Source organism: Rahnella sp. R3(2024) (genome assembly GCF_042920125.1).
GTDB classification, from domain to species: Bacteria; Pseudomonadota; Gammaproteobacteria; order Enterobacterales; family Enterobacteriaceae; genus Rahnella; species Rahnella rivi.
Genome location: NZ_JBHGBU010000001.1, coordinates 1,265,221 through 1,286,804 on the forward strand (window position 1 = coordinate 1,265,221; position 21,584 = coordinate 1,286,804).

13 protein-coding genes are annotated in these 21,584 nt (G+C 57.0%); 5 read left to right on the plus strand and 8 right to left on the minus strand.

What is annotated here, in order from left to right:
* Nucleotides 1-90 precede the first annotated feature (90 nt).
* Together ABSH60_RS05620 and ABSH60_RS05625 are read right to left on the minus strand one after the other, a co-directional pair.
* On the minus strand, nucleotides 91-1,254 hold the full coding sequence (locus ABSH60_RS05620; protein ID WP_390973066.1) for an MFS transporter: 1,164 nt from the start codon (nucleotides 1,252-1,254) through the stop codon (nucleotides 91-93).
* A 202-nt stretch (nucleotides 1,255-1,456) separates the two neighbouring features.
* A complete protein-coding gene (locus ABSH60_RS05625) occupies nucleotides 1,457-2,392 on the minus strand; it encodes a LysR family transcriptional regulator (protein ID WP_183850249.1) in 936 nt (311 codons plus the stop codon).
* 115 nt (nucleotides 2,393-2,507) lie between these two features.
* Between ABSH60_RS05625 and ABSH60_RS05630 the strand changes: the two genes are divergently transcribed.
* Complete coding sequence (locus tag ABSH60_RS05630; protein WP_390973068.1) at nucleotides 2,508-3,374, plus strand: MBL fold metallo-hydrolase; 867 nt, start codon at nucleotides 2,508-2,510, stop codon at nucleotides 3,372-3,374.
* 176 nt (nucleotides 3,375-3,550) lie between these two features.
* Here the strand turns inward: ABSH60_RS05630 and ABSH60_RS05635 are convergent, their stop codons facing one another.
* Complete coding sequence (locus ABSH60_RS05635) at nucleotides 3,551-4,267, minus strand: tetratricopeptide repeat protein (protein WP_390973070.1); 717 nt, start codon at nucleotides 4,265-4,267, stop codon at nucleotides 3,551-3,553.
* Nucleotides 4,268-4,397: 130 nt separating this feature from the next.
* Here ABSH60_RS05635 and ABSH60_RS05640 point away from each other — a divergent pair, with 130 nt between their 5' ends.
* Both ABSH60_RS05640 and ABSH60_RS05645 read left to right on the plus strand, forming a co-directional pair.
* Nucleotides 4,398-6,152, plus strand: a complete 1,755-nt coding sequence (locus ABSH60_RS05640; RefSeq protein ID WP_056781866.1) for an ABC transporter ATP-binding protein/permease — start codon at nucleotides 4,398-4,400, stop codon at nucleotides 6,150-6,152.
* A gap of 179 nt (nucleotides 6,153-6,331) precedes the next feature.
* Complete coding sequence (locus ABSH60_RS05645; protein ID WP_056781868.1) at nucleotides 6,332-7,072, plus strand: GntR family transcriptional regulator; 741 nt, start codon at nucleotides 6,332-6,334, stop codon at nucleotides 7,070-7,072.
* Here the strand turns inward: ABSH60_RS05645 and ABSH60_RS05650 are convergent.
* The gene (locus tag ABSH60_RS05650) at nucleotides 7,069-8,670 is read right to left on the minus strand and encodes a PTS transporter subunit EIIC (protein ID WP_136376149.1); all 1,602 of its coding nucleotides are present in this window, start codon (nucleotides 8,668-8,670) and stop codon (nucleotides 7,069-7,071) included. The genes ABSH60_RS05645 and ABSH60_RS05650 overlap by 4 nt on opposite strands.
* Before the next feature lie 356 nt (nucleotides 8,671-9,026).
* On the opposite strand from ABSH60_RS05650, the gene ABSH60_RS05655 reads away from it, so the two are divergent.
* Both ABSH60_RS05655 and ABSH60_RS05660 read left to right on the plus strand, forming a co-directional pair.
* Nucleotides 9,027-10,937, plus strand: a complete 1,911-nt coding sequence (locus ABSH60_RS05655) for an NAD(P)-binding protein (protein ID WP_390973073.1) — start codon at nucleotides 9,027-9,029, stop codon at nucleotides 10,935-10,937.
* A complete protein-coding gene (locus ABSH60_RS05660) occupies nucleotides 10,934-12,112 on the plus strand; it encodes a c-type cytochrome (protein ID WP_390973075.1) in 1,179 nt (392 codons plus the stop codon). The genes ABSH60_RS05655 and ABSH60_RS05660 overlap by 4 nt, the downstream gene beginning before the upstream one ends.
* A 184-nt stretch (nucleotides 12,113-12,296) precedes the next feature.
* On the opposite strand, the gene ABSH60_RS05665 is transcribed toward ABSH60_RS05660, so the two are convergent.
* From ABSH60_RS05665 to ABSH60_RS05680, 4 genes are all read right to left on the minus strand, one after another.
* A complete protein-coding gene (locus tag ABSH60_RS05665) occupies nucleotides 12,297-13,679 on the minus strand; it encodes an efflux transporter outer membrane subunit (protein WP_390975693.1) in 1,383 nt (460 codons plus the stop codon).
* Between the two features lie 70 nt (nucleotides 13,680-13,749).
* Entirely contained in the window at nucleotides 13,750-16,875 is a 3,126-nt protein-coding gene (locus tag ABSH60_RS05670; RefSeq protein ID WP_056781883.1) for an efflux RND transporter permease subunit, read from the minus strand.
* Complete coding sequence (locus tag ABSH60_RS05675; RefSeq protein WP_056781886.1) at nucleotides 16,875-20,081, minus strand: efflux RND transporter permease subunit; 3,207 nt, start codon at nucleotides 20,079-20,081, stop codon at nucleotides 16,875-16,877. Before ABSH60_RS05675 ends, ABSH60_RS05670 begins: the two co-directional genes overlap by 1 nt.
* Nucleotides 20,078-21,370 carry an MdtA/MuxA family multidrug efflux RND transporter periplasmic adaptor subunit gene (locus ABSH60_RS05680; RefSeq protein WP_056782040.1) on the minus strand — a complete coding sequence of 431 codons (1,293 nt, stop codon included), beginning with the start codon at nucleotides 21,368-21,370 and terminating at the stop codon, nucleotides 20,078-20,080. Before ABSH60_RS05680 ends, ABSH60_RS05675 begins: the two co-directional genes overlap by 4 nt.
* Between the last annotated feature and the right edge of the window lie 214 nt (nucleotides 21,371-21,584).

Sequence of the window (21,584 nt, forward strand, 5' to 3'; positions counted from 1 at the left end):
TGACCGGTCAAAGCAGAAATAAAAAAGGCCACGCAGGCGTCATTGTGCGTGGCCTTTCCACTGGTCATTGGCTGATATTCGTTTGCTGAATTACGCCGCTGCTTTCACCGCTTTCTTCGCCGCACGACGGAAAGTAATGACGCACAGCACGAAGCCGATTGCGCCCAGTCCGCCCGCCGCCAGAGGCACAGAGCTCAGCCCCATTCCGCGTTCAATAACCGCACCGCCAACCCACGCCCCCAGCGCGTTCCCGACGTTAAACGCCGCAATGTTCAGCGTGGAAACCAGATTCGGCGCGTTTTTGCCGTAAGTCACCACGTTAACCTGCAACGCAGGCACCGCAGCAAAGTTCACCATCGCCCAGATAAACAGCGTAATTTCCGCCGCCACCAGATGAACGCTGGTGAAGCTGAACAGCACGGAAAACACCGCGATCAGCAGGAAAGTGGTGGTCAGCGAAACACCCAGACGCCAGTCCGCCAGGCGCCCGCCCACCACGTTACCGATGGTCAGACCGAGGCCGATCAACAGCAGCGTCCAGCTGACGCCGTGCTCAGAGACACCGGTAATTTCGGTGAGGATCGGCGCGATATAGGTAAACAGCGCGAACATTGCCGCCGCAAAGAAAATGGTGATCGACAGCGACAGCCATAACCCCAGGCTGCCCAGCGCACGGATTTCCTTACGCAGATCGGTCGGTTCTTCTTCTTTCTTATCCGGCAGATTTTTATACAGCGCAAACAGGGATGCCACGCCAATCACCGCGACGACCCAGAACGTTGAGCGCCAGCCGAACACTTGTCCGAGGGCGGTACCGAGCGGAACGCCCAGCACGTTAGCCAGCGTCAGGCCGGTGAACATCAGCGCAACGGCCGACGCACGGCGGTTCGGCGCGACCAGACTGGCTGCCACCACGGCACCAATCCCGAAGAATGCGCCATGACACAGCGCCGTGATCACACGCGCCAGCATCAGGAAACCGTAGCTGTAGGACAGCGCGCACATCACGTTGCCAATAATAAAGATGCTCATCAGCAGCAGCAGGGTGTTCTTACGCGGCAGTTTTGCCGTCAGCACGGCCATGATTGGCGCGCCTATGGCAACGCCCAGCGCATATCCACTGATCAGCCAACCGGCAGAAGGAATACTGACATGCAGATCACCCGCCACATTGGGGAGCAGCCCCATAATGACGAATTCAGTGGTACCGATGGCAAACGCGCTGAGCGCCAGTGCCAGGAGTGCGACAGGCATAAAAACTCCGGAAATTTTTTAGTGATGAGTAAAGGCGCCGGTATGACACCGGACTGGCTTAAATACCACGTTGATCACACTTTTGACCAGACGCAGTCTGTGCCCTTACTGCCTGAAAAATGGCCGGAACCCTGATTAATCTTTACATAACAATACATTGCGGATAATGCGCTGGCTGCGAAAAAGGAACCGATTCCAGTCTTTATCTTCCCCGGCTGGCTCCGTGTTTTTCATCGGTCAGCGACAGCCAGCGCGGATGGCCTTTAAACCACTCCACCAGAAAATCGAGCAGCGCACGCAACGCGGAGGGCATTTGCCTGCGTGAGGTGTAAATGGCATAAATCCCCATTTCCTGCGGCTGCCATTCCGGCAGCAGTAACACCAGCTGGCCCGCGGCGATAAGCGGTGCCGCCGAGTAATAAGGCTGCATCACGATGCCCGCCCCTTCCACCGCGCCGGTCAGCAGCACCAGCGATTCATTGGCGCTCAGATTGCCGCTGACCGGCACCGAGATTTTTTCCCCCTGATGCTCAAACTGCCACAGACTTTTGCCAAACCAGGTGTACGTCAGGCAATTGTGAACCGCCAGATCCTGCGGATGCTGCGGTGTGCCCTGCGCGGCCAGATACGCCGGAGACGCGCACACCACCGACGGACAGAGCGCCAGTGGCCGGGCGATCAGATTGGGATCGAGATCGTTGGTGATACGCAGTGCCAGATCGATCCGATCTTCGACCAGATTGATCGCCCGGCTTTCCAGCTGAAGATCGATGCTCACCTGCGGATGCCGGCGTAAAAATTCGCTGACCGCAATCACCACCGCGCCCTGCCCGAAAGACTGCGAGCAACTCAGGCGTAGCAAACCGCGCAGCGCTTCATTGCCGGTATCGGCCACGCTGCCCATTTCCGCCGCGACTGACAGCATCTTCCGGCAGCGCGCCAGCGTGTTTTCCCCTGCATCGGTCAGGCTGAGTTTTCGGGTGGAACGGTGCAGCAGGCGCGCCCCCGACCACTTCTCCATCTCCGAAAGATAGCGGGTCACCATCGCCCGCGACATATTCAGCGATTCGGCAGCACTGACCATGCTCCCGCGTTCAACGATGGCAACAAACACTTGTGCAGCGGTAATTCTGTCCATGATTCGTCCGGTTTATGCAACAAACAGTTGCACATTATCCGGTTTTTCCCGCGGATTATGCAACGTACAGTAGATACTTACTGAATGTGATTATTTATGTCTCTGAGGAAAACCCATGCAACTGAAACATCTGACGCTGATTGCCGCCCTTCTCGGCAGCTCCCTTTCCGCTCACGCCGCCAGCGCGCTGAAAATGGACGTGTACAACCCTGGTGAAAAAAGTATTTTCCCGGTGTCCTCTGAAATCATCACCGGCGAAAAAGACGCGGTGTTGATCGACGCCCAGTTCCAGCGCAATGACGCAGAGAAGCTGGTAGAGATGATCAAAGCCACCGGCAAAACACTGACCACCGTGTACATCAGCCAGTCCGATCCGGATTTCTACTTCGGGTTGGACGTGATCCATGCTGCGTTCCCGCAGGCCAAAATCATCGCCACGCAGGCGACCATCGATCAGATCAACGCCAGCAAAGACGGCAAAGTCGCTTTCTGGGGGCCGCAGCTTAAAGAAAACGCGCCAAAATCTGTCGTGGTTCCCGAGCCGCTGAAGGGCACTACGTTTGAACTGGAAGGCCATAAATTTGAAGTTCAGGGCGTGGACAAAGAACGGACGTTTGTCTGGATCCCTTCGCTGAAAGCAGTGGTTGGCGGCGTACTGGTGAATGGTGACAACATGCACATCTGGACGGCGGATACTCAGACGGCGAAATCCCGTAAGCAGTGGGTGGAAGCCCTCGATGAAATCGCCGCCCTGAAGCCGCAAATCGTCGTGCCGGGGCATTTCCTGCCAGGCGCAGCGCACACCGTGGAAGCCGTGAAATTTACCCGCGATTACCTGCTGACGCTGGAAAAAGAATTACCTAAAGCCAAAGATTCTGCCGCGCTTATCGCTGCGATGAAAAAACATTATCCACAGCTGAAAGATGATTCGTCATTACAGCTGAGTGCGAAAGTATTGAAAGGTGAAATGAAGTGGCCTTAATAAATGTAAACATTGAATAATTAATATCCCCTGTTCTTCAAAAGCGATCCTGAAGATAACCGCTTCGGTCCCTGTGTGGTGGACCCTCAGGCATAGCAAAGAGGCGATTTGCTCCTCCCCTGCAAAGGGGAGGCGTTAAAAAAGCGCCTCAGATCTGCCCGTACACCTTCTCAGATCTACGGCGTCACCCGCACAAACTCTCCTTCGGCCCGGACGTTGTGGCCGAAACCGCAATCCCCGGTGGTATGCAGTTTGACGTTTTCTTGCCCGAACGCCATATCGACATCGCAATTGCCGTCGCCGGCGGCCACATCGTCGGTTTCATGATAAACCGCGTGATTATCCTTAATGGCAGTGACCACGGAGAATTCACCGATATTCGGGCCGTAGTACAACGACATCTGCCCCATGTACTGGCCGGAGAAATCGATTCTGAACTGTGCTTCTTCCGCTTTTACGTCCACCAGATTCCAGCTGCCATAACCGGCATATTGCCAGTATTCGCCCGCCGCGCTTTCAGGTTGCGGCAGCGCATCCAGTTTGGGCTGAATCTGACTGAGGTTGTACTGTGATTTTTTGTCAGCGGGCGCCAGCATCAGCCAGGCTTTGGCTTTGCGATAATTCCCCTGCCGGATATAGGTCAGCGCAATATTGTTATACGCCGTCGCAATCTGATCCTGCGGCTTCTGGCAGAACTCGCTCCAGGCGACCTGATTGCGGAAAATGTCCCGCGCTTTCGCGAATTCACCCTGCTGATACGCGACTTTCCCGGCAGAGGCGTAAATCCCCGCCTTCACGCAATCAGCATTAATGTCCGGTTCATCAATCTGAGCAAGCGCCTGAACGCTGGTAAAACATCCTGCCACCAGCAGAAAATTCACTGCGACTTTCATCAAACATCCTTCTACTTTTGTGGTCTACAGAGCTTCGTGCTGGAAAAACATCCTTACAAGTGCTTTATTGCCCTATCGCGCTAAGGCACTCATTCTGGGATGATTAGGCTTCACAACATATCGAACACACATGGCAATTATGACTAAAAAACCTGGGAAATCGGCGCAATGGGGCGCCGTCTGGCAGTTGATTAAGCCGTACTGGCGCTCAGAAGAAAAGTGGCGTGCCTGGGGCATGTTAACCACTATCATCATTCTTTCACTTGCAGGCGTTTACATCAGCGTTCAGTTCAACGAATGGAACCGCGTGTTTTATGACGCCCTGCAAAACAGAAACTATCCGGTTTTCAAAGCCCAGCTGTTTAAATTCACCTGGCTTGCGTTACTCAGTATCGTCATTGCGGTCTACCGGATCTATCTGACGCAAGGCCTGCAAATGAACTGGCGGCGCTGGATGACCGAAGAGTATATGGATAAGTGGCTGGCCAATCACGCCTATTATTACACGGAGTACCAGCATCAGGTGGATAACCCCGATCAGCGTATTTCAGATGATCTGAATGCCCTGACCAGCGGCACCCTTTCTCTGGTCCTCGGGTTGTTGTCGAGCGTTGTGACGCTGTTCTCTTTCGTCTTTATTCTGTGGTCCATCAGTGGCCCGCTCCACTTTGCCATCGCCTCGCATGAATTCACCATTCCTGGCTACATGGTGTGGTTTGCGATTTTGTATGCAGCCGTCGGTTCCGCCCTCATCTGGTATGTGGGTAAACCTTTGGTGCGTTTAGGCTTTAATCAGGAATGGTTTGAGGCAAACTTCCGTTTCGGGCTGATCCGTATTCGCGAAAACAGTGACGCTATCGCGCTGTATCACGGCGAAAAAAATGAACACGATCAGCTCACCGGCAAATTTGATTCGATCAAAACCAACTGGTGGTCGATCATGCGCGTAACCCGCCGCCTGAACATTGCCTCCAATTTCTATGCCCAGTTTGCCAACATCTTCCCGATTCTGGTGGCATCGCCGCGCTATTTCTCCGGTGCGATCCAGATGGGTGCGCTGATGCAGATTGCCTCCGCGTTCGGCCAGGTTCAGGACGCCTTATCCTGGTTCATCAACGCCTTTGACAATTTGGCGAGCTGGAAAGCCACGGTGAACCGTCTTGCCGGTTTCAACGCAGCGATTGATCAGGTGAATGCCCAGCCGCGCGGGATCAAGGTCGGTGAAAGCACGCAACATGCGCTGCAGCTCGACAATCTGACGCTGAATCTGCCGGATGGCAATCCGCTGTTCTGCAACGTTTCTGCCGCAATGCAACCCGGTGAACGCGTGCTGATTGCCGGGCCGTCCGGCTGCGGTAAATCGACGCTGCTTCGCGCCATCGCCGGTATCTGGCCTTACGGTTCCGGCAATATTGCGCTGGCGCAGGGCAAGCGTTATCTGTTCCTGCCGCAGCGCAGCTACATTCCCATTGGGACGCTGAGGGATGCGCTGAGTTATCCGGATGCCAGCCGCGAATATTCGGATGAGCGTCTGCAACAGGTCCTCACGCAGTGCCGCCTGCCGCATCTGGCCACGGTCGATCATCTTGATGATTATGCTAACTGGAGCCAGCGCCTGTCGCCGGGTGAGCAACAGCGTCTTTCGTTTGCCCGCGCCCTGCTGATCAAACCGGATACGCTGTTCCTTGATGAAGCCACCAGCGCGATGGATGAAGAAACCGAACATCAGGTTTACGCCTTGCTGCTGAGCGAACTGCCGGAAACCTCGGTGGTCAGCGTCGCGCACCGCAATACGGTCGCGAAATATCATCAGCACTGCTGGCGGTTTAAAAAACAGGAAAACGGTCCGTGCGGATTCACGTCCAGCGCCCTGTTACCTGAATAATTGATCCGTCACGCCTGACGTTTCAAGGTATCTGAACGCATAAAGGTTGCTGATAACAGCAACCTTTTTTTGCTTTCATAACCCCGTTTAGCGCACAAAACCAGCAACGCGGTTTGTTCAAATGTATACCCCGCTATACAATTATTATTACCAACTTTTCTTACGTGTCCGGGGGTTTGATGAAAATTGATAAGAATTCGTTCACGCCGCTTTATTTGCAAATTGAGCAGCAACTGACCGAAAAAATCAGCGCAGGCGATATCAAACCTGGTGACCCGATCCCGACGGAAGCCGCGCTGTGTGAGATCTACGGCGTGTCGCGAATGACGGCGCGTAAAGCGGTGGATTATCTGGTGCGTCAGGGAAGAGTGGCGCGTTTTCGCGGGCGCGGCACCTTTGTGGTCGAGCCGCCACAACAGCAGAAAATCATTCTGCCCCTCGACCGGCATCTCACCGCCAGCGAAGTGGCGCAGGAAAATAACCAACAGATTGAAAATCAGGTGCTGGAATTTCGCCGCATTCCCGCAAGCGAAGAGGTGGCCCGCGAGCTGAACGTGCCTTCAGGCACCGACGTGTATTTCATGATCCGTCTGCGCCTGCTGGGGGACGAGCCCTTCGTGTATGAGCAGTGCTGGATGCTGTGCGACCGCTTCCCGGACATCACCCGTGCCGCCATGACCTCGTCGAAATATGCCTATATCCGCTCGAAAGGCTTTCAGCCCTCAGGCAGCACCAAGCATATTTCCGCCGAATTGCCCTCCAACGAGATCCGCCTCGCGCTGAACCTGTCACGGGATCAGCCCGTCCTGCACTCGCACGCGGTGGTGTCTTTCACCGACGGCTCACTGTTTGAAGTCTCCGACGTGTATTACAACCAGAAAAACTACAGCTTCAGCGTCCATGCCAAAGTCAAAATTTAAGCGATGCCGGACAGCTCGGCTTTCACCAGATTCGCAACCTGTTCGACCTGCGGCCCGTAAATCACATGTATGTCGGTATCGGTGATCCGCTTCACCCCTGCCGCACCGGTTTTCATCAATGTGCCATCCTGTACCTGCGACATATCCTTCACTTTCACCCGCAAACGGGTGAAACAGCAATCGACCGCGGTAATATTCCCTTCACCGCCCAGCCCGATAATAATGTTTTTGGTTTTTTCACCTGTGCCCTGAGCCGGTTTCGCCCGTTCCTCCGCGTCGTTTTCATCTTCACGCCCCGGCGTTTTTACCTGCATCCGTAAGATGACCCAACGGAAGCTGAAGTAATAAACCGGCGCGTAGATCATCCCGAGGATCAGCGGATACCACCAGTGCGTCCGGCTGCCGCCGAGCACGCCGAAGATCAGAAAATCGATCGCCCCGCCCTGTACGTTACCGATCATCACATGCAGCATTTGCATCAGCACGAATGACAGGCCGGTCAGCACCGCGTGCAGGACATACAGCACCGGCGAGACGAAAATAAAACAGAATTCCAGCGGTTCGGTGATGCCGGTGGTAAACGAGGCCAGTCCGCCTGCCAGCATCAGCGCTTTCACCCGGCCTTTATGTTCCGGGCGGGCACAGTGATACATCGCCAGCGCTGCTGCCGGTAACCCGAACATCATCACCGGAATTTTGCCCTGCGCCAGGAACCGCGTCGCCTGCTGCGTGACCGCGTCAGAAATCATCCCCGGATTTGCCAGCGCGGCGTTGAAGATATTCAGCGCACCGACGATGCTTTGATTATCCACCGTGGTCACCCCGCCGATCGGCGTAAAGCGCACGGTTTCGTTGATGATGTGATGGAGCCCGGTTGGGATCAGCAAGCGTTCAGAGGTGGCATAGATAAAGGTGCCGGCTTCGCCGGTACGCCCGATGAGCTCCCCAACCCACTGGATCCCTTGCGCTATCGTCGGCCAAATAAGCGACATCAGCACACCGACGATCGGCAGCACCAGAATAGTGACGATCGGCACAAAACGTCGTCCGCCGAAGAAGGCGATCGCCGTCGGCAACACGATGGTATAAAAGCGGTTATGCAGCCACATGGTGATTAAGCCGACCAGTACCCCGCCCAGCACGCTCATGTTGTAAGTAAAAATCCCCAGCGTGTTGGTGAATTCGGCGGCGTAGATCATCGCATCGGTTTCGGTCATTCCTCTGGCGGTCAGCTTCGCGATGCTGATTGTTTCCGGTGTGATATTTTGCGCCAGCAGACTGTAATTAACCCCCACGTGCAACCCGACAAAGCCGATCACTGCGGAAAAGGCCGCCGTGGCCTTCTCTGCATTGGCCAGTCCCATCGCGGTTGCGACGGCAAAGAACAGCGGCAGGTTTGCAAACAGCGCCCCCGATACCTGCCGGATAAACCCGATCACCAGCTGCAATGTTTTCATCTGGGTGAAGGTTTCACCGGTCACCGACGGGTTCTGCAACGCCGCGGCCAGCCCGAGAAAAATCCCGGCGGCGGCGATCACCGAGATAGGCGTCATCAGGGCTTTACCCAGATCGTGGATCTTGCTGCCAAGTTTCATCATCTGTATCCCCTCTGTTCACTGGCGAAAAAATGCGCTTTCATTGAGTTAAGTCATAGAATGTATAGTTGTATAGACATAGAGGCCAGCTTTATGAAAGGGATCACAGTTTTACGGGGAGACGACAACGGTTGTAAATCTGTTTGTTATTTAAGAAGGCTCGCCGGAGCTGCTCTTATGAGTCCCCCGTCTGCCTTTGTGCTCGTCAAAATCTCATCCTGATTATTTTGCGCCCGCCGTCACTCTTCGTAAGTCGCTCTTTATGTTAAAATTGTTAAAACATTGAGACATTTTTAAGCGCATGACCTTTGCCGCGCGGCTTCCGTGCGGGTTGATGAAGTACATTTTAAGGAAACAATATGGGTATCACTCGTCGTGATTTTTTAAACGGTGTGGCGATCACAGTCACTGCCGGAATGACTCCGTTTGAGGCGCTGAAGGCGTCGCCGCAAACGGCGGCTCAGACGTTGTATTACCCGCCTTCCCTGACCGGGTTACGCGGGAATCATCAGGGTTCTTACGAGGCGGCGCACATTCTCGGGCGCGAAGGCAAAAAGGTCGATCCGTCCAGTTTACCGGTGGAAGATGAATTCGATCTGGTCGTCGTCGGTGCCGGGATCAGCGGTCTGGCGGCCGCGTGTTTCTGGCAGGAAAAACACGGAAAGCAGCAGCGCATTTTGTTGCTGGATAACCATGATGATTTTGGCGGGCACGCCAAGCGTAATGAATTCCATGTCGAGGATAAAACCCTGCTCGGCTATGGCGGCAGTGAATCCTTCCAGTCGCCACGCACCAACTTCAGCCCGGTGGCGATGGGTCTGCTGAAAACGCTCAATGTCGATATTGAAACCATGGCGAAAGACTTCGACACCACGTTTTACCCGGATCTGCATCTCAGCCGTGGCGTGTACTTTGACCGCAAAAACTTCGGCGTCGATAAAATTGTCAGCGGTGATCCTGGCCGGGCGGTGGCCGATGACATTCCGCCAGATCGCCTCAACGGGCGCGATATCCGCGATTTCATCAGCGATTTCCCGCTGCCCGAATCCGACCGTGCGGCTCTAATCGCCCTGCATACCGAACCCAAAGATTATCTGCAGGGGATGAGTCAGGAAGAGAAAGTCGCGTGGGTGGACGGCCACAGCTACACGCAGTTCCTGCGCGAGAAAGTCGGGCTGAGCGAAATGGCGATCCGCTATTTTCAGCAGCGCACCAATGATTTTCAGGCGGTGGGCATTGATGCCACCTCGTGCAGTGATGCCCGCATCTGCGCCCTGCCGGGGCTGGAAAATATGGGATTGCCGCCGCTGGATGCCGAATCGCTGGAAGATCTCGATCAGCCGTACATTTTCCACTTCCCGGACGGTAACGCCGGGTTAGCGCGCCTGATGGTGCGTCACCTGATCCCACAGGTCGCGCCGGGCAATACCATGGAAGATATCGTGCTGGCGAAATTCGATTACAGCCAGCTGGATCGCGACGGGCAACCGGTGCGCCTGCGCCTGAACAGCACCGGTATGCACGTCGCCAACATTGAGCATGAAGGCAAACCGGCGGTGGACGTGACCTACATGACCGGCTCGCAGTTGCACCGCGTCCGTGCCGGTCAGGCGGTGATGGCCGGGTACAATATGATGATCCCGTATCTGGTCCCGGAAATTGCCGACGCGCAAAAAGCCGCGCTGAAAGAGAATGTTAAAGCGCCGCTGGTGTACACCAAAGTGGTGATCCGCAACTGGCAGCCGTTTATCAAACTGGGCGTCCACGAAATTTACTCCCCCGGCGCGCCATACAGCCGCGTGAAGCTCGATTACCCGGTGGACATGGGCGGTTATCAGCATCCGCGCGACCCTAATCAGCCCATTGGCCTGCACATGGTGTATGTGCCCACTCTGCCCGGCAGCGGCCTCAGCCCGCGCGAGCAGTCACGCAAAGGTCGTGCGCTGTTACTCGGCACCTCCTTCGACGCGCACGAAAAAATGATCCGCGATCAGCTACAGGGCATGTTGGGTGAAGCCGGTTTTGACCATCAGCGCGACATCATGGCGATCACCGTTAACCGCTGGTCGCACGGCTATTCCTACTTCCTCAGCGGAATGTTCGATGACGAAGAACAGTCGCAGAAAACCATCCAGCTCGCCCGTCAGCCGGTCGGGCGTATCACCATTGCCAACTCAGATTCCGACTGGAGCCCGTACGCCAACTCGGCGGTGGACCAGGCGTGGCGCGCAGTGAACGAACTGACGGCGATGAAAAAGGTGAATGCATGAAACAGCTGATGATTTTCGCCACACTGATGGCAACGGCGGGCTCTGCCATGGCGATGTCCGAGGGAGAATATGTCGCTAAATCAGCCGATTGTGCGGCCTGCCACACCTCGTCGCAGGGCGCGGATCTCGCCGGTGGCGTGCGTTTCGCGACGCCGCTGGGAGAGATTTACTCAACCAATATCACCCCGGATGTGAAAAATGGCATCGGCGGCTACAGCTTTGAAGCGTTCGACAAAGCGATGCGCGAGGGGATTGCCAAAGACGGTCATCCGCTGTACCCGGCAATGCCATACACCTCTTACGTCAAAATGAGCGACAAGGATATGCGCGCGCTGTATGACTACCTGATGAAAGAGGTGAAGCCGCAGGCGGTTGCCAATCGCGATAACGACATCAGCTGGCCGATGTCGATCCGCTGGCCGCTACACGTGTGGAACAGCATTTTTCTGGAAGAAGGCGAATATAAACCTCAGGCCGATCAGAGCGCGCAATGGAACCGGGGCGCCTATCTGGTACAGGGCGCCGGACACTGCGGAGCCTGTCACACGCCGCGCGGCTGGGCGCAGCAGGAAAAAGCCGTCGATCAGCAAAGCACCGCGTTTCTCAGCGGCGGCGAACTGGATGGCTGGTCCGCCCCTTCATTGCGCGGCCTGAAGATCAGCCAGCCGGAGCTGGTGACCTTGCTGAAAACCGGTCGCAACGCGCATGACGCCGTCAGCGGGCCGATGGGCGAGGTGATCACCAACAGCACACAGTTTATGACGGAGGAAGATCTCAACAGCATGGCGGTGTATTTGCTGAGCCTGAAGTCAGATGCACAGGGGAAAACGGGGAAACTGGCGGCAGTCACTTCCGGCGGGCAGCAGACGTTTATGCGTTATTGCTCGACCTGTCACGGCGTGAAGGGCGACGGGAATGCTTCTGCGATTCCGGCGCTGGCGGGCAATCTGACGGTAAACGCGGATAATCCGCAAACCCTGCTGCGTGTGATTTTGAACGGCGGCCAGACGCCGGTTACCGCCGCGCACATGTCCAACACCATGCCAGGCTACGGCTGGACGCTGACCGACCAGCAGACCGCAGAGTTAACCAACACCCTGCGCGCCAGCTGGGGAAATCAGGCCCGCGAAGTGACCGCCGGTGATGTGGCTAAGGCGCGTAAAGCAGGGAAGTAACTGGAAAAGCTCCTTCGGAAGGAAGGAGCTTTTTAGCGCATTCGTCTATCTGTTTTTCATCCACACAGGTTACGCTTATTCATTGTCCCGCCCACATCACCGTTTTCCGGTTCTTTAATAAGAGAACGTCTCTGCTCAGAAACCTGATAAATCAGCCTGTGATGCAGAGATCATTCAAATTCTCCTATTTCCCCACATCCCCGTTCCATCCACCGCCCAGGGCGGCGATCAGCTTCACGCTGGTGACCATCTGTGTGCTGACCAGTGATAAAACGCTTTGCTGCTGAGTCAGGCTGGTGTTTTCGGTGCTGGCGACGTCGAGATAATCGATCATCCCGGCTTCATACTGGTTGTAGGTGACGCGGGCGGATTCTTTGGCGGAATCGGCGGCGTTCTGGCGGGCAATCAGTTCGTTATCCAGCGTATGCAGTTCCACCAGATAATCTTCCACTTCCTGCATCGCGGTTAACACACTCTGGCGATAACCGGCCACGTCGGCGTCATACGCGGCTTCGGCCTGGGCAACTTTGCCACGGGTGGAACCGAAATCCAGCACGGTCTGGCTCAGTTCAGGGCCCAAAGACCAGACGCGGTTTGGCAGTGAGAACAGGTTGTGGAACGCGGAGCTGGCGAACCCGCCGCTGGCGCTTAACGTCAGATCCGGGTAATACGCGGCGGTGGCGACACCGACCGCGGCATTGGACGAGGCCATGGTGCGCTCGGCGGCAGCAATATCCGGGCGACGTTGCAACAGTTGCGAAGGCAGCGCATCAGGCACCTGCGGCAGCGTCAGTTTGACATCGCGCGCGGCGAGGCTGAACTGCGCAGGCGGTTTTCCGATCAGCACGGCGATGGCGTGTTCCAGCTGGGCACGTTGCCATTGCAGGTCGAGCGCCGAGGCTTTGGTGCTTTCCAGCTGCGTTTGCGCCTGTGCCAGCGTGGCCCGTGAGGTGTTGCCACCGGCATATTGATTCTGAATCACCGTCAGGTAACGCTGATAGGCGTCGATGCTACGCTGGTACAGCGCGATTTGCTGATCCATCACGCGCAGCTGGAAGTAATCCTGCGCCAGTTCGGACTGCGCGCTGAGCGTGGCATCGGCCAGATCGGCCTTGCTGGCCTGCGCGCTGGCATCCTGTTCTTCCGCTGAGCGGCGCAGCTTGCCCCACAAATCCAGTTCCCAGCTGGCGCTCAGTTCTGCCGACTGTTTTTTGGTGACGGACGAAGAGGTTCCGCTGCGGGTGCTGCCTGCGCTGGCGTCTACTGACGGATAGAGATCTGAACGCGCCTGGGTGACTAACGCCTGCGCCTGACGGTACTGCGCAGCGTACTGCGCCACGTTCTGGTTGGAAATCTGCACCTGACTCAGTAATGACGACAGCTCAGGATCCTGATAGACCGTCCACCAGTCGCCTTTGCTCTGGTTATCTTTCGGGATTGCCGCCGTCCAGCCTTTGGCTTCTTTAAACGCCGTGGGCATCGCAACGTCTGGCCGCTGGTAATCCGGCCCGACGGTACAGGCGCTGACAAGTATCGCCAGCGCCAGTGGAACAAGACGGAACGCCATAGAACGTGGTTTTTGCAGAGTCATCAGATTCGCTTCAGGGTTATTCGTTTTAACGTTAAGGGAGTGATGTTCAGTCATGTGAACGGGCCTCCGGCGGCGTTGTGTGCGGGCGCAGGCGAGCCCATAAACGGTGCGTGGCGCGACTGGCGCGATCCATATACAGATAGACCACCGGCGTGGTGAATAACGTCAGGATCTGGCTCAGTGCCAGCCCGCCCGCGATCGCCAGCCCCAGCGGGCTGCGCAGATCGGCATCACCGCCGCTGCCGAGCGCCAGTGGCAGCGCACCGAAGAACGCGGCCAGCGTGGTCATCAGGATCGGGCGAAAACGCATCAGACAGGCCTGAGTGATCGCCTGCTGCGGCGTGAGGCCGAGCCGTCGTTCGGCGTCGAGGGCAAAGTCGATCATCATGATCGCATTCTTCTTCACAATGCCGATCAACAGCAGGATCCCGATCAGGGCGATCACCGTCAGTTGCGTGCCGGTCATCAGCATCAGCAGCAGCGCCCCCAGCCCGGCAGACGGCAGCGTGGAGAGAATGGTCAGCGGGTGAATATAGCTTTCATACAGCACGCCGAGCACGATATACACGGCGGCCAGCGCGGCGAGGATCAGCCACGGCATCGATTTACTCAGGGCTTCAAATGCCTGCGCGGTACCGGCATAACTGCCCTGAATGGTGTCCGGTAAACCGATTTTCGCCATCGCGGTTTTCAGCGCGGCCTGTGCCTGTTCCAGCGCGTAACCATCGGCCAGATTGAAGGCGATGGTGGTGGTCGCCGTTTGCCCCTGATGCGCCACCGACAGCGGCGCGTTGGCACCGCTGAAAGAGGTAAACGCCGAAAGCGGGATCTGCTTACCGGCATCGGTCACCACATACAGCTGATTAAGCACATCGGGATTGCCGGTGTAATCCGAGGTCAGATTCATCACCACGTGATACTGGTTCAGCGTTTTGTAGATCGTCGCGATCTGCCGCTGGCTGAAGGCATTATTGAGCAGCGTGTCGATCATTTTAACGTTCACGCCGAGCTGCGTGGCGCGATCGCGATCGATGTTAAGCATCACTTCCTGCCCGCCGGTCTGCGAATCGGAATCCACGCCGGTCAGCTCCGGTAAAGCGGCCAGCGCGGCTTTCACTTTCGGCGCCCATTCGCGCAACAGGGAAAGATCGTCCGCCTGTAAGCTGTACTGATATTGGGCATTCGCGCTGCGCCCGCCGATATGCAAATCCTGTGCAGCCATCAGGAACAGCTGCGAGCCCGGCACTTTGGCCGTCGCCATCATCAGACGGTTGGCGACCTGATTGGCGTTGGCGGTGCGCTTGTCGAAATCCTTCAGGCGCACGAAGAAGGTCGCGGTATTACGCGATCCAAATCCGCCGCTGCCCGCCGAGCTCATCACCGCCTCGACCGCCGGATCATCCTGAATGATCTTGCTGTATTTCAGCACCTGCGGCTGGATCGACTGGAACGACGTGTTTTGATCCGCACGCAGCATCCCCATCAGCATGCCGGTGTCCTGATCCGGGAAGAAGCCCTTTTCCACCACGGTGTAGAGATAAAAGTTGAGCAACACCGTCAGGAACAGCCCGACCAGCGTGATCAGCTGATGGCGCATTATCCAGCCGAGCGCTGCCGAATAGGCAGCCAGCAAATTATTCAGCCCGCGTTCGATCATGCGGTAAATACGTGGCTGACGTTTTTCCACCGGCGGTTTACGTTTCAGGAAACGTGCGCACAGCATAGGCGTCAGGCTGAGTGACACCAGCATGGAGATAATCAGCGACACGCTGAGCGTCACCGCGAATTCGCGGAACAGACGCCCGACGATGCTGCCCATCAGCAGGATCGGAATAAAGACGGCGATAAGCGACAGCGTCATCGACAGCACGGTGAAACTGACTTCCTGCGCGCCTTTGATCGCCGCACGCACCGGCCCCATGCCTTCTTCGATGTGCCGCGTGATGTTTTCGAGTACCACAATGGCGTCATCGACCACAAAACCGGTGGCGATAATCAGCGCCATCAGCGAGAGGTTATCCAGACTGTAGCCGAGCAAATACATCACCGCGCAGGTGCCGATCAACGAAACCGGCAGCGCCAGCGCGGGGATCAGCACCGCACGCCAGTTACGCAGGAACACAAACACCACCGCGATCACCAGCAGCGTGGCTTCCAGCAGGGTCATTTCGGTATCGCGCAGGGAGGCCGACACGTTCGGCGAGCGGTCGAGCGCCAGGTTGAGCTGTACATCGCCCGGCAGACTTTCTTTCATCAGCGGCAGTGCCGCTTTAATCGCCTCGATGGTTTCCAGCATGTTGGCGCCAGCCTGACGGGTCACACCAATCATCACCGACGGCGTACTGTTGTAATAGCCGACGTTGTATTTGTCTTCCACCGAATCGTAAACGTTGGCCACGTCGCTGAGACGGATCGCCGCCCCGTTGATGTAGGTGATGATCAGCGTTTTATACTGCGCCGCGGTGCTTTGCTGGCCGTTGCCTTCAATCATCCACGACTGGTTCGAGCCTTGCAGTAAGCCTTTCGGCAGGTTACTGGTGCTGTTGGCGATCGCCGAACGGATGGTGTCGAGAGAAATGCCGTAGGAGGTGACGGCTTCCGGACGTAAATCAATGCGCACGCCCGGCAGTGCGGAGCCGACCAGGGAAACCTGCCCGACGCCGTTCACCTGCGCGATTTTCTGTTGCAGCTGGCTGGAAGCGATGTCGTAAAGTTCGCCTTTGCTGCGGGTAGCAGACGTCAGCGCCAGCATGATGATTGGCGCATCCGACGGGTTGGCTTTACGGTAGGTCGGCAGCGACGGCATGCTGCTCGGCAGCAGCGCACGGGACGCGTTGATCGCCGCCTGCACGTCGCGCGCCGCGCCGTTGATGTCGCGATCTAAATCGAATTGCAAAATAACGCTGGTGGAGCTTTGCGAGCTGCGCGAGGTCATTTCGCTCACCCCGGCGATTTGCCCGAGCGCCCTTTCCAGCGGCGTGGCGACGGTTGCCGCCATGGTTTCAGGGCTGGCCCCCGGCAGGCTGGCGCTGACCAGAATGGTCGGGAAATCCACCTGCGGCAGCGGTGCGACCGGCAGCAAACGGTAACCGAGCAAACCGAGCAGCAGGACAGCCAGCGTCAGAAGCAGGGTCGCCACCGGACGCAGAATGAAGAAGCGCGAGATGTTCATCAGTGCTCCGTCCGCTGCGCAGCCCGACGGTGGCGCGGATTAAAGCGGTGCGACAGATTATCGAACATCAGATAAATCACCGGCGTGGAGAACAGCGTCAGGATCTGGCTGAAGATCAACCCGCCGACGATCACCAGCCCCAGCGGCTGGCGCAGTTCAGCGCCGGATCCGCTCGCCAGCATCAGCGGCAATGCGCCAAGCAGCGCCGCCATGGTGGTCATCATGATCGGTCGAAAACGCAGTAAACAGGCCTGGTGGATCGCCTCACGCGGCGATAATCCCTGCTTGTTCTCCGCTTCCAGCGCAAAGTCGATCATCATAATGGCGTTCTTTTTCACGATGCCGATCAACAGGATCACCCCGATCAGTGCAATCAGGCTGAACTCCGTTCCGGCAAAGATCAGTGACAGCAGCGCGCCCACCGCCGCTGAAGGCAGCGTGGAGAGAATGGTCACAGGATGAATAAAACTCTCATACAGAATGCCGAGCACCACGTACATGGTCATCAGCGCGGCGAGGATCAGCCACAGCGTATTGCCGGTGGCGCTTTCGAACGAGGCCGCCGCCCCCTGATAGCGCAACGTAATACTGTCTGGCATGGCGATATCGGCAACGGTGGTTTTGATCGCCTGTTGCGCCTGCTCCAGCGAATAGCCGTCATTGAGGTTAAACGACACGGTCACCGCCGGGAACTGATTCAGGCGTGCCTGCAACAGCGCGCCGGTGCGCATGTGGATTTTGGCGATCGACGTCAGTTTGACCATGCCGTTGGTTGAACTGCTGGTGCTGGTGGAGGTAGTTGAACTGCCGGACGCCGTGGTCGTTGAGGACGCGGCGTTGCTGTTGGTGGTCGCCGTGCTTCCCGCCGAGGTGCTGACGTTGCTCGCCAGATAGATGTCATCAAACGAGGCCGGTGACTGCTGGAACTGTGGCGCCACTTCCAGTACCACGCGGTACTGGTTCGCCTGGGTAAAGATGGTAGACACCAGACGCTGGCCGAACGCGTTGTACAACGCGGTATCGACGTCCGACGCGGTGATGCCGTAACGGGCGGCGGCATCGCGATCCAGCTCGACGTAGGCGATCTGCCCCTGATTTTGCAGGTTGCTGACCGCGTCGCTGAACTCCGGCTGCTGACTGAGTTTTTCCAGCAGTTTCGGCGTCCATTCCACCAGATTTTCGCTGTCGGAATCATCCAGCGTGAACTGGTACTGGCTCGGCGTCACCTGATCGTCCACCGTCAGATCCTGCGAGGCTTGCAGATACAGATCGATGCCCGGCACACCGGCGGTTTCCTGTCGCAGACGCTCGATAATCGCGGGCGCACGTTCGCTGCGCTGGTCAAAAGATTTCAGGCTTATCTGCAAACGGCCACTGTTCAGGCTGGTGTTATTGCCATCCACGCCGATGGTGGATGCAACGCTTTCCACGTCCGGATCTTTCAAAATGGCGGCAGCGAGCAATTGCTGACGGCGCCCCATTTCACTGAAGGAAACATCCTGCGACGCCTGGGTGATGCCCTGGATCATCCCGGTGTCCTGCGACGGGAAGAAGCCTTTCGGCACAATCACATACAGCAGCGCGGTGAACACCAACGTGGCGGCGGCGACCAGTAATGTGATCCGCTGGTGATTGAGCACCACGATCAGCATCCGGTCATAACCGGCGATCATTTTGTCGAAGAACTCACCGCCTTTACGGTAGAACTTGCTCTGTTTTTCTTCCGGCGTGTGGCGCAGTAAATAGGCGCACAGCATCGGGGTGAGCGTCAGCGAAACGACCATCGACACCAATATCGACACCGCCAGGGTAATGGCAAACTCGCGGAATAAACGCCCGACCACGTCGCCCATAAACAGCAGCGGGATAAGCACCGCGATCAGCGAGAACGTCAGGGAAATAATGGTGAAACCGATTTGCTTCGAGCCTTTCAGCGCCGCCTGCATCGGGGTTTCCCCCTCTTCCAGCCGTCGCGAAATGTTTTCCACCACCACAATGGCGTCATCAATAACAAAGCCGGTGGCGATGGTCAGCGCCATCAGCGAAAGGTTGTTCAGACTGAAACCACACAGATACATCACGCCGAACGTGCCGATAAGCGACAGCGGCACCGCCACGCTTGGGATAAGCGTCGCCGCGACGTTGCGCAGGAACAGGAAAGTGACCATCACCACCAGCGCGATCGACAGCAGCAGCTCGAACTGCACGTCACTTATCGAGGCGCGAATGGTCTGGGTACGGTCTGAGAGAATACTGACTTTGACTGATTCCGGCAGCGCGGCCTGCAACTTCGGTAACTGAGCCTTGATGGCATCCACGACCTGGATCACGTTGGCACCCGGCTGGCGCTGAACGCTGATAATGATCGCCGGTTCTTTATTGGCCCACGCCGACAGGTACTGGTTTTCCGGGGCTTCGGACAGCGTGGCGATATCACGTAATCGCAGCGCTGCGCCGTTTTCGTAAGTGACAATCAGGTTGGCGTATTCCGCCGCCGTACGCAGCTGATCGTTGGCATCAATGGTGATCGAGTGATGCGGGCCGTCGAAACCGCCTTTCGATCCGTTGACGTTACTGTTGCCGATCAGCGTGTTAATGGTTTCGAGCGTCAGATTGTGTGCGGCCAGCTTGCGCGGATCGACCTGAACGCGGATCGCAGGCTGATGTCCGCCCGCCAGCGTCACCATGCCGACGCCGGAGATTTGCGACAATTTCAGCGCCACGCGGGTGTTCACCAGATCCTGCACTTTGGTCAGCGGCAGTGATTCGGAGGTCACGGCCAGCGTCAGCACGGCGGCATCCGCCGGGTTAACCTTTTTGTAGGTTGGCGGATTCGGTAAATCATTCGGCAGCAGGCTGTCGGCGGCGTTGATCGCGGCCTGCACTTCCTGCTCGGCGACGTCGAGCGAGAGATCCAGCGAGAATTTCAGCGTGATGATCGACGAGCCGCTGGCGCTGGTGGAATACATCTGGCTTAAGCCGGCCATCTGCCCGAGCTGACGCTCCAGCGGCGCGGTAATGCCGGACGCCATCACATCCGGGCTGGCACCCGGATAGAGGGTGGTGACCTGAATGGTCGGGTAATCAACCTGCGGCAGCGCGGAGGTCGAGAGCATGTTGTAGGCAAAAATGCCCGACAACAGCACGGCGACCATCAGCAGAATGGTGGCGACAGGCCGCTGGATAAAGAGGCGTGAAGGATTCATTTCGGCCCGCTGTCTTTACCGGTCGTGGCTTTATCAACGCCTGCGCCCTGTTCGCGCGCTTTCGACGAACCGGCGGCGGCGGCGTCTTCGGTATTGGCGGTCACAATTTGCACTTTCGCGCCGTTGGTCAGGCGGTCAATCCCGGTGGTGACCACCTGCTCGCCCGGCTTCACGCCGGATAAAATGGCAACCTGATTGTCACCAAAGTCCGGGCCGGATTTCACGGCGCGCCGTTCGATGGTGTTATCTGCTTTGATCACGTAAACGAAATCGCCGTCGCTGCTCAGTTGCACCGCCGCCGCAGGAACTACCGTGGCGTCTTTGAGCGTGGACACCTGCAGGCGGGCGTTCACAAACTGGTTCGGATACAGTTTTTCATCCGCATTGTTAAACAGCGCTTTCAGCTTAATGCTGCCGGTGCTGGAATCAATTTCGTTACTGATAAATTGCAGTTTGCCCTGATCCAGCACCTCGCTGCCGTCCTGATTGAAGGCCGTGGTCGGCAACTGATTGCCGCCGCGTAAGGCTTTGAGCAGGGTTTGCAGATTGCTCTGCGGCACGCTGAACGTGACGGCAATCGGCTGAGTCTGGGTGATCGTCACAATGCCGGTGGTGGAACTGCTGGTGACCATGTTGCCCGGATCGACCAGACGCAAGCCCACGTGGCCGCTGACCGGCGCGGTGATTTTGGCAAATTCGAGGTTCAGTTTGGCGGCGTCAATTTGCGCCTGATCGGCTTTCATCGCCCCGGCGTACTGCCCGGCGGTGGCAATCTGGCTTTCAAGATCCTGACGGGCTAAGGAGTCCTGCGCATAGAGTTTGCGGTAACGCGCCAGCGTCAGCTCGGCACTTCTCGACAGCGCCTGATTTTGCGCCAGCGAGCCCTGATACTGCTCGAGGGTCGCCTGATAGCTGCGCGGATCAATCTGCGCCAGCAACTGCCCCTGCTCCACTTTTTGCCCTTCGGTGAAATACACCTTCATCAGCTGACCATCGACCCGGCTGGTGACCGTCACCGTGGCGTTCGCCACCACCGTACCCAGCGCACGTAAATAGACCGGCACATCCGCCTGGGTGGCTTTTCCCGCCTGCACCGGCGTGTCCATGCCCATCATCATCTGGCCGCGCATGGCGCGCATACCGCCACGCCCCGCGCCTTTTTTCCCGGCCGGGTCAGAGGAGCCCTGATGGAAAGCAAAGAACCAGACCAGGATCGCCGCAACGATGATGGCAATGATAACCCACACAAATGTGCGTTTTTTGGAACGAGATGAGGCAGTCGGCAGCATAAATTTCTTGATTTCGCAGTATTGATGAGGAGAAAACAGCTGAAAAATGACCTTCAACCAGAGTTTTTTATTATTCGTCAAAAAGCCATTATCCCTGAAAAACGCGGTTGGCTGTTTTTAGGACAACGTAAAGATTTTGTGAGTAATTAAGAATGAGTATTTCAATCAACCGGATGAATTATACCTGCTAATTTATCCTTTTGAGGCAGGTAAT

What these genes read in the sequence shown, in the direction of transcription:
- ABSH60_RS05625 (WP_183850249.1), bottom strand. Translation starts at nt 2,392, where the DNA reads ATGGACAGAATTACCGCTGCACAAGTGTTTGTTGCCATCGTTGAACGC.
- ABSH60_RS05635 (WP_390973070.1), bottom strand. Translation starts at nt 4,267, where the DNA reads ATGAAAGTCGCAGTGAATTTTCTGCTGGTGGCAGGATGTTTTACCAGC.
- ABSH60_RS05660 (WP_390973075.1), top strand. Translation starts at nt 10,934, where the DNA reads ATGAAACAGCTGATGATTTTCGCCACACTGATGGCAACGGCGGGCTCT.
- ABSH60_RS05680 (WP_056782040.1), bottom strand. Translation starts at nt 21,370, where the DNA reads ATGCTGCCGACTGCCTCATCTCGTTCCAAAAAACGCACATTTGTGTGG.
- ABSH60_RS05640 (WP_056781866.1), top strand. Translation starts at nt 4,398, where the DNA reads ATGGCAATTATGACTAAAAAACCTGGGAAATCGGCGCAATGGGGCGCC.
- ABSH60_RS05655 (WP_390973073.1), top strand. Translation starts at nt 9,027, where the DNA reads ATGGGTATCACTCGTCGTGATTTTTTAAACGGTGTGGCGATCACAGTC.
- ABSH60_RS05620 (WP_390973066.1), bottom strand. Translation starts at nt 1,254, where the DNA reads ATGCCTGTCGCACTCCTGGCACTGGCGCTCAGCGCGTTTGCCATCGGT.
- ABSH60_RS05630 (WP_390973068.1), top strand. Translation starts at nt 2,508, where the DNA reads ATGCAACTGAAACATCTGACGCTGATTGCCGCCCTTCTCGGCAGCTCC.
- ABSH60_RS05670 (WP_056781883.1), bottom strand. Translation starts at nt 16,875, where the DNA reads ATGAACATCTCGCGCTTCTTCATTCTGCGTCCGGTGGCGACCCTGCTT.
- ABSH60_RS05675 (WP_056781886.1), bottom strand. Translation starts at nt 20,081, where the DNA reads ATGAATCCTTCACGCCTCTTTATCCAGCGGCCTGTCGCCACCATTCTG.
- ABSH60_RS05650 (WP_136376149.1), bottom strand. Translation starts at nt 8,670, where the DNA reads ATGATGAAACTTGGCAGCAAGATCCACGATCTGGGTAAAGCCCTGATG.
- ABSH60_RS05665 (WP_390975693.1), bottom strand. Translation starts at nt 13,679, where the DNA reads ATGGCGTTCCGTCTTGTTCCACTGGCGCTGGCGATACTTGTCAGCGCC.
- ABSH60_RS05645 (WP_056781868.1), top strand. Translation starts at nt 6,332, where the DNA reads ATGAAAATTGATAAGAATTCGTTCACGCCGCTTTATTTGCAAATTGAG.